This is a genomic window from Paraburkholderia sp. BR10954 (assembly GCF_040965775.1).
Taxonomy (GTDB): domain Bacteria; phylum Pseudomonadota; class Gammaproteobacteria; order Burkholderiales; family Burkholderiaceae; genus Paraburkholderia; species Paraburkholderia youngii.
This window is the reverse complement of record NZ_JBFRCK010000051.1, coordinates 20,851-27,051: the sequence shown is the minus strand read 5'-3', so window position 1 is coordinate 27,051 and position 6,201 is coordinate 20,851. Positions and strand designations below refer to the sequence as shown.

Genomic DNA, 6,201 nt, shown 5'->3' with positions numbered 1-6,201 from the left:
AACAGGACCGTGAAACGACTCCACGCCGATGATAGTGCGGATTGCCCGTGTGAAAGTAGGTAATCGTCAGGCTCCCCCAAAAGCCAGAAACCCCACCCGCAGCGGTGGGGTTTTTGCGTTTACGCGGCCGTCATCGGCAGAGGTGACGTTTCCGTGACAGTCCAGCCGCCGCAATTCGACAATACGACGCCGGAAAGTGCGCGCGTCAACTCTCTTTCAATCGTTCGCGCTATGCTCACGTATTCCTTTCGGAAGCGCTCGCATTCAACGCCCTATGAAATCAGATCTGGCATTGCAACTACGGCGCGGATTCGTCGGGCATGGTCTGCGGTTTCCGGTTCTTGCCGACGCTTGCCTGACGGCCGATCGACGCGGACGAAGTCGTCGATTGGTTCCGCGCGAGTGAGGACGATGCCGACGCTACCGCAAAGGACGGTGGCGAGTTTCTGTGACTTCACTTCAATCTCGCGCATAGCGCGAGCGAGCGCTGGATGCGCACGCAACCCGATCTGCCCGAAGCGTTTTTCGACGCCTTGCGCGCAATTTTCCGCTTGCTGGCGAGGCCGCCTCGCTGGCTTCATGTGGAAGACGTGCAGGATCTGCGTGAATCGACGGAGGAGTTCTCGGTCGTGCTTTCCGACGTGGCCGGATTGATCGAGCGGGTTAGATTGCTGCAGGAAGAAATCGCCTCGCGTCTCGAGGAGCAGAACAACCGCACGCTATTCACGCTGACGCTCGTCACGGTGCTGGCGATGCCAATCAATATCATTGCCGGTTTCTTCGGCATGAATGTCGGTGGCATTCCGCTCGTCGAGAACAAGCATGGATTTTGGGTGATGGTGTTGCTGGTCGCCGGCTCTACCGGGCTGACAGGCTGGTGGGCATTTAGCCGCAGAAGGGAGCGCTAGAACGCACAGCAGACTCGGCCCGCTTCTTACGAGGCCAAACCCACCGGCGTGATTGAAACCAGAAGATGCCCGTCTTTGAATACGCTTTGCAACGATCCAAAGAGGGCAAGTACTCGTCGATTACTCGAGTGCGTTATTCGAGCGCGGCAGCCGGCCCAAAGAACTCATAACGGCTCTGCGATTCCGGCACGCCGATCGCCTTCAGGCCTTTCTTGATCGCCTTCATGAACGCGATGGGCCCGAGGAAATACACGTCGACGTCACGCGTTTCCGGCAGCCACTTCTTCAGATTCGCTTCGTCGACGTAACCGACTGCGTGCGCGTCGGCATCGCCATCACGGCGCTGCTCGTAGCAATAGAAGCGCTTCAGTTGCGGATGGCGCGCGGCCAATGCATCGATCGCGCCGCGGAACGCATGCACGCCACCATGACGGGACGCGTGAATGAAATGCACCGGACGATTGGTCTTCAGCGCGGCTTGCAGCATCGCCATCGTCGGCGTGATACCGACGCCGCCGCTGATCAGCACCAACGGCTTGTCGCCGGTTTGCAGCGTAAACTCGCCGGCCGGCGCGAACAGTTCGAGCGTGTCGTTTTCGTTGATCTGTTCGTGCAGATACTTCGACACCGTGCCATTCGGTTCACGTTTCACGCTGATGCGATATTCGCGACCATCGCTCATTGCTGACAGCGAATAGTTCCGACGCACTTCTTCGCCGTCGATCATTAGACGCACGCCAATGTACTGCCCCGGCTTAAATGCGAGCAATTCGCCGCCGTCATCGGGACGCAGATAGAACGACGTGATCTCGTCGCTTTCACGCACTTTGCGCGCGACGCGGAACAGCCGCGTGCCGCGCCAACCGCCGGGCGCTGCTGCGCTTTCGGCGTAGATCTTCTCTTCGAGTCCGATCAACAGATCGGCGAGTTGCTGATACGCGGCGGCCCACGCTTCGATCACGGCGTCGGTTGCGACGTCCGCGCCGAGTACTTCGCGAATCGCACGCAGCAGGCACTTGCCGACGATCGGATAGTGCTCAGGCTGCACGTTCAACGACACGTGCTTGTTGATGATCTGCGCGACGAGCCCGCCCAGTTGCTCGAGCTGATCGATATGGCGCGCGTACATCAGCACGCCGTTGGCCAACGCGCGCGGTTGCATGCCGCTCGCCTGATTGGCTTGATTGAACATCGGGCGCACTTCCGGATGTTCGCCGAGCATCAGATTGTAGAAGTGCGTGGTGAGCGCCTCGCCGCCGCTTTCCAGGAGCGGCACGGTTGCTTTGATAATCGCGCGGTGTTCGGCGGATAGCATATTTTCAAGTCCTGATGAGAGTCTGTATGAGCGTCTGTCTATCAGCGAGTGTCACAGCCGGTTTCGGCAGACTGTCTCCACTATCCACGAATCGTGCCAGGTATAAAATGCATTTAGATCAACGATCTGGCAAATAAAATGGTCCATTCGACCCTAGTCGAAAAGACTCGACCCGCAGTCGATCTGACTACCGAGGCGGTCCTCGACGTTCTTACCCCGCTGATTCTCGACCTGTCGCGCGAGCTGTCCGAGCGCGAGCGTTATCGGCGGCTGCTCAGCGCGCTGCGCTCGCTGTTTCCTGGCGACGCGGCGGCATTGCTGCGCCTGGAAGGCGATACGCTGGTGCCGCTCGCGATCGACGGCTTGAGCAGTGATACGCTCGGGCGGCGTTTTCGCGTCGCCGAGCATCCGCGCTTTCAGGAGCTGCTGGCCCAGCCAGGGCCGACGCGCTTCGCGGCTGACTCCGATCTACCCGATCCCTACGATGGCCTCGTGCAAGGCATGGCAGCCGGGCATCTCGAAGTGCACGACTGTCTGGGGTGTCCGCTGTTCATCCGCGGCGAGCCTTGGGGGCTGCTCACGCTCGACGCACTCGACCCGGCGCGCTTCAACACGCTCGACATGGCTTCGCTGCAAGCATTTCTCGGCCTCGCGGCCGCGACCGTCAGCGTCGTCGAACGCATCGACGCGTTGGCGCGCAATGGCGAAGAGGCACAGCGTCGCGCGGAAGCTTATCGGCTGGCGAGCAGCGAGAGCCGGCGCGAGCTGATCGGCAGCAGCAATGCGCACCGCCGAATGGTGAAGGAAATCGAGGTGGTGGCCGCCAGCGATCTGACCGTGCTCGTCACCGGCGAGACCGGCGTCGGCAAGGAGTTGGTCGCGAACGCGATCCACGCGCTGTCGCGGCGCGCGAACAAGCCGTTGATCAGCCTGAACTGTGCGGCATTGCCCGATACGCTCGTCGAGAGCGAGCTGTTCGGGCACGTGCGCGGCGCGTTTTCGGGAGCGTCGGCGGACCGGCGCGGCAAGTTCGAACTCGCCGACGGCGGCACCATTTTCCTCGACGAGGTGGGTGAGTTGCCGCTCGCGGTGCAGGCGAAGCTGTTGCGCGTGCTGCAGAACGGCCAGTTGCAGCGCATCGGCTCGGACCACGAACACAGAGTCGACGTGCGGCTGATCGCCGCAACCAATCGCGATCTCGCCGAAGAAGTGCGCGCGGGCCGCTTTCGCGCCGACCTCTATCATCGCCTCAGCGTGTATCCGCTGCGCGTGCCACCGTTGCGCGAGCGTGGCCGCGACGTGCTACTGCTGGCGGGCTTCTTCCTCGAAGACAATCGCTCGCGGCTCGGTTTGCTGAGTCTGCGTCTTGCGGCCGACGCGCAGGCCGCGTTGCTGCACTACTCATGGCCCGGCAATGTGCGCGAACTCGAGCATTTGATCGGACGCAGTGCGCTGAAGGCGTTGGCGGCCAGTCGTGAGCGCCGCCGTATTCTGACGTTGACGGCCGCGGACTTCGCGTTGTCCGACGCACAGAATCAGGAAGCCAATCAAACAGCCGCGCAGAGCGAGGAAAGCGAGACGAAAGACTTTCGCAGCGCGGTCACCGAGTTCGAACGCAATCTCGTTCTCGAAGCGCTGATCCGCAATAGGCAAAACTGGGCGGCGGTCGCGCGCGAGCTAGGGCTGGACCGGGCGAATCTGAATCGGCTGGCCAAACGGCTCGGGCTCAAATAAGCGAGCAGGTGAAGGAGCATCGTTGCGGCGCGCAAATGCGACCAGGCGAGGCCACATCGGATCACGCCGAAAACAGATTGTCAGCGCCGCGCGCTAGGCCTAACGTCTTAACCAAAGCCAAAGGCCCGCTTCGGAAAATCGAACTTCGCGGCACACAGCGCGTCGGTCATAGTGGGCCCTAACGAGGACCAACACACTAAACCAGGAGACTCCGCCATGTCCGCTGCCCCACAGAAGCTCGACGATTGGCTCAACAAGCAGGCGGTGGCCGAAGACGACATCACCGCGTTTCCGTTAGCGGCGCTCGCCGCCACGCTCGATCGCGAGGAAAGCGGCGACACCGTGCCGCCGTTGTGGCACTGGCTGTACTTTCTGCCGGTCGCGCCGCTATCCGAAGTCGGTCCCGATGGACATCCGAAGCGTGGCGGTTTTCTGCCACCCGTGCCATTGCCGCGCCGCATGTGGGCGGGTGGCCGGCTCACGTTTCATGCGCCGCTGAAGATCGGTGAGCATGCGCGGCGCACGTCGACGATCGCCAGCATCGAGGACAAGACCGGCCGCTCGGGCCGCCTCGTGTTCGTCACCGTGCAACATACGATCGAAGTCGATGGCGAGTTAAAGCTCGAAGAGGAGCACGACATCGTCTATCGCGACGCGCCGCAGGAGGGAGCGCGGCCGCAACAGCCGGCGCCCGCACCCGAAGGCGAAACGTGGCGCCGCACGATCGACGCCGATGCCGTGATGCTGTTCCGCTACTCGGCGCTGACTTTCAACGGCCATCGCATTCACTACGACCATCCCTATGTCACGCAAGTCGAAGGCTATCCGGGCCTCGTCGTGCATGGCCCGCTGATCGCGACGCTGCTCGTCGATCTCGTGCGCCGCGAACTGCCGCAAGCGACGCTGCAAAGCTTCGCGTTTCGCGCGCTTCGCCCCACGTTCGCGGATCAGCCGTTCACGGTATGCGGCAAGCCCGCCGCCGACGGCAAGACCATCGACCTGTGGGCGAAGGACCACGAAGGTTATCTGACCATGCGCGCGACCGCCGCGCTCGCCTGAATTCCACGGGACTCGACTATGCAAACCACGCAACACGATTCGTTCCAGGACATTCGAGAGGCCGTGCGCGATCTGTGTCAGCAGTTTTCCGGCGAGTACTTTCGCAAGATCGACGAGGCGCGCGGCTATCCGGAAGAGTTCGTCGACGCGCTGACGAAGGCCGGGTGGCTCGCCGCGCTGATTCCGCAGGAGTTCGGCGGCTCGGGGCTCGGGCTCACGGAAGCGTCGGTGATCATGGAAGAGATCAATCGCGCGGGCGGCAACTCGGGCGCGTGCCACGGGCAGATGTACAACATGGGCACGCTGTTGCGGCACGGTTCGGAAGAGCAGAAGCGCAAGTATCTGCCGAAGATCGCGAACGGCGACTTGCGTCTGCAATCGATGGGCGTGACCGAGCCGAGCACCGGCACCGATACGACGAAGATCAAGACCACCGCCGAACGGCGCGGTGACCGTTACGTGATCAACGGTCAGAAGGTGTGGATCTCGCGCGTGCAGCACTCGGACCTGATGATCCTGCTCGCGCGCACCACACCGCTCGCGGACGTGAAGAAGAAATCGGAGGGCATGTCGATCTTCATCGTCGATCTGCGCGAAGCGATCGGTCATGGCCTGACCGTGCAGCCCATTTTGAACATGGTCAATCACGAGACCAACGAACTCTTTTTCGACAACCTCGAAATCCCGGCCGAGAATCTGATCGGCGAGGAAGGGCAAGGCTTCAAATACATTCTCGATGGCCTCAACGCGGAGCGCACGCTGATCGCCGCGGAGTGCATCGGCGACGGTTACTGGTTCGTCGACAAAGTCACCGAGTACGCGAAGGAGCGCGTCGTGTTCGGCAGGCCGATAGGACAGAACCAGGGCGTGCAGTTTCCGATCGCGCGTTCGTTCATCAACGTCGAGGCAGCGAGCCTGATGCGCTTCGAAGCGGCACGTCGTTTCGACGCGCATCAACCGTGCGGCGCGCAAGCGAACATGGCGAAGCTGCTCGCTGCGGACGCGTCGTGGGAAGCGGCCAATGCGTGCCTGCAATTTCACGGCGGTTTCGGCTTCGCGTGCGAATACGACGTCGAGCGCAAGTTTCGCGAAACGCGTCTGTATCAGGTCGCACCGATCTCGACCAATCTGATTCTCTCGTACGTGGCCGAGCATATCCTCGGGCTGCCGCGTTCGTTCTGACCC

Annotated in this window: 4 protein-coding genes and 1 pseudogene; 4 read left to right on the top strand and 1 reads right to left on the bottom strand. The window is 61.9% G+C overall.

Annotated features, from left to right (window positions below; translation table 11 throughout):
- Positions 1-274 precede the first annotated feature (274 nt).
- A pseudogene (locus AB4Y34_RS37250) lies at positions 275-908 on the top strand (CorA family divalent cation transporter).
- A gap of 133 nt (positions 909-1,041) precedes the next feature.
- Here AB4Y34_RS37250 and hmpA read toward each other — a convergent pair.
- Complete coding sequence (gene hmpA, locus AB4Y34_RS37245) at positions 1,042-2,223, bottom strand: NO-inducible flavohemoprotein (protein WP_176385525.1); 1,182 nt, start codon at positions 2,221-2,223, stop codon at positions 1,042-1,044.
- A gap of 138 nt (positions 2,224-2,361) precedes the next feature.
- On the opposite strand from hmpA, the gene norR reads away from it, so the two are divergent.
- The 3 genes from norR to AB4Y34_RS37230 all read left to right on the top strand — a co-directional run bounded on the left by norR (position 2,362) and on the right by AB4Y34_RS37230 (position 6,198).
- Complete coding sequence (gene norR, locus AB4Y34_RS37240; RefSeq protein ID WP_368718860.1) at positions 2,362-3,957, top strand: nitric oxide reductase transcriptional regulator NorR; 1,596 nt, start codon at positions 2,362-2,364, stop codon at positions 3,955-3,957.
- A 216-nt stretch (positions 3,958-4,173) separates the two neighbouring features.
- The gene (locus AB4Y34_RS37235; RefSeq protein ID WP_368718859.1) at positions 4,174-5,016 is read left to right on the top strand and encodes a MaoC family dehydratase N-terminal domain-containing protein; all 843 of its coding nucleotides are present in this window, start codon (positions 4,174-4,176) and stop codon (positions 5,014-5,016) included.
- Between the two features lie 18 nt (positions 5,017-5,034).
- Positions 5,035-6,198 (top strand): acyl-CoA dehydrogenase family protein, encoded by a 1,164-nt coding sequence (locus AB4Y34_RS37230; protein WP_368718858.1) that lies wholly within the window; start codon positions 5,035-5,037, stop codon positions 6,196-6,198.
- Positions 6,199-6,201: the final 3 nt, after the last annotated feature.

Excerpts from the sequence above, each read along its gene's own strand:
- hmpA (WP_176385525.1), bottom strand. The coding sequence starts at position 2,223 with ATGCTATCCGCCGAACACCGCGCGATTATCAAAGCAACCGTGCCGCTC.
- norR (WP_368718860.1), top strand. The coding sequence starts at position 2,362 with ATGGTCCATTCGACCCTAGTCGAAAAGACTCGACCCGCAGTCGATCTG.
- AB4Y34_RS37235 (WP_368718859.1), top strand. The coding sequence starts at position 4,174 with ATGTCCGCTGCCCCACAGAAGCTCGACGATTGGCTCAACAAGCAGGCG.
- AB4Y34_RS37230 (WP_368718858.1), top strand. The coding sequence starts at position 5,035 with ATGCAAACCACGCAACACGATTCGTTCCAGGACATTCGAGAGGCCGTG.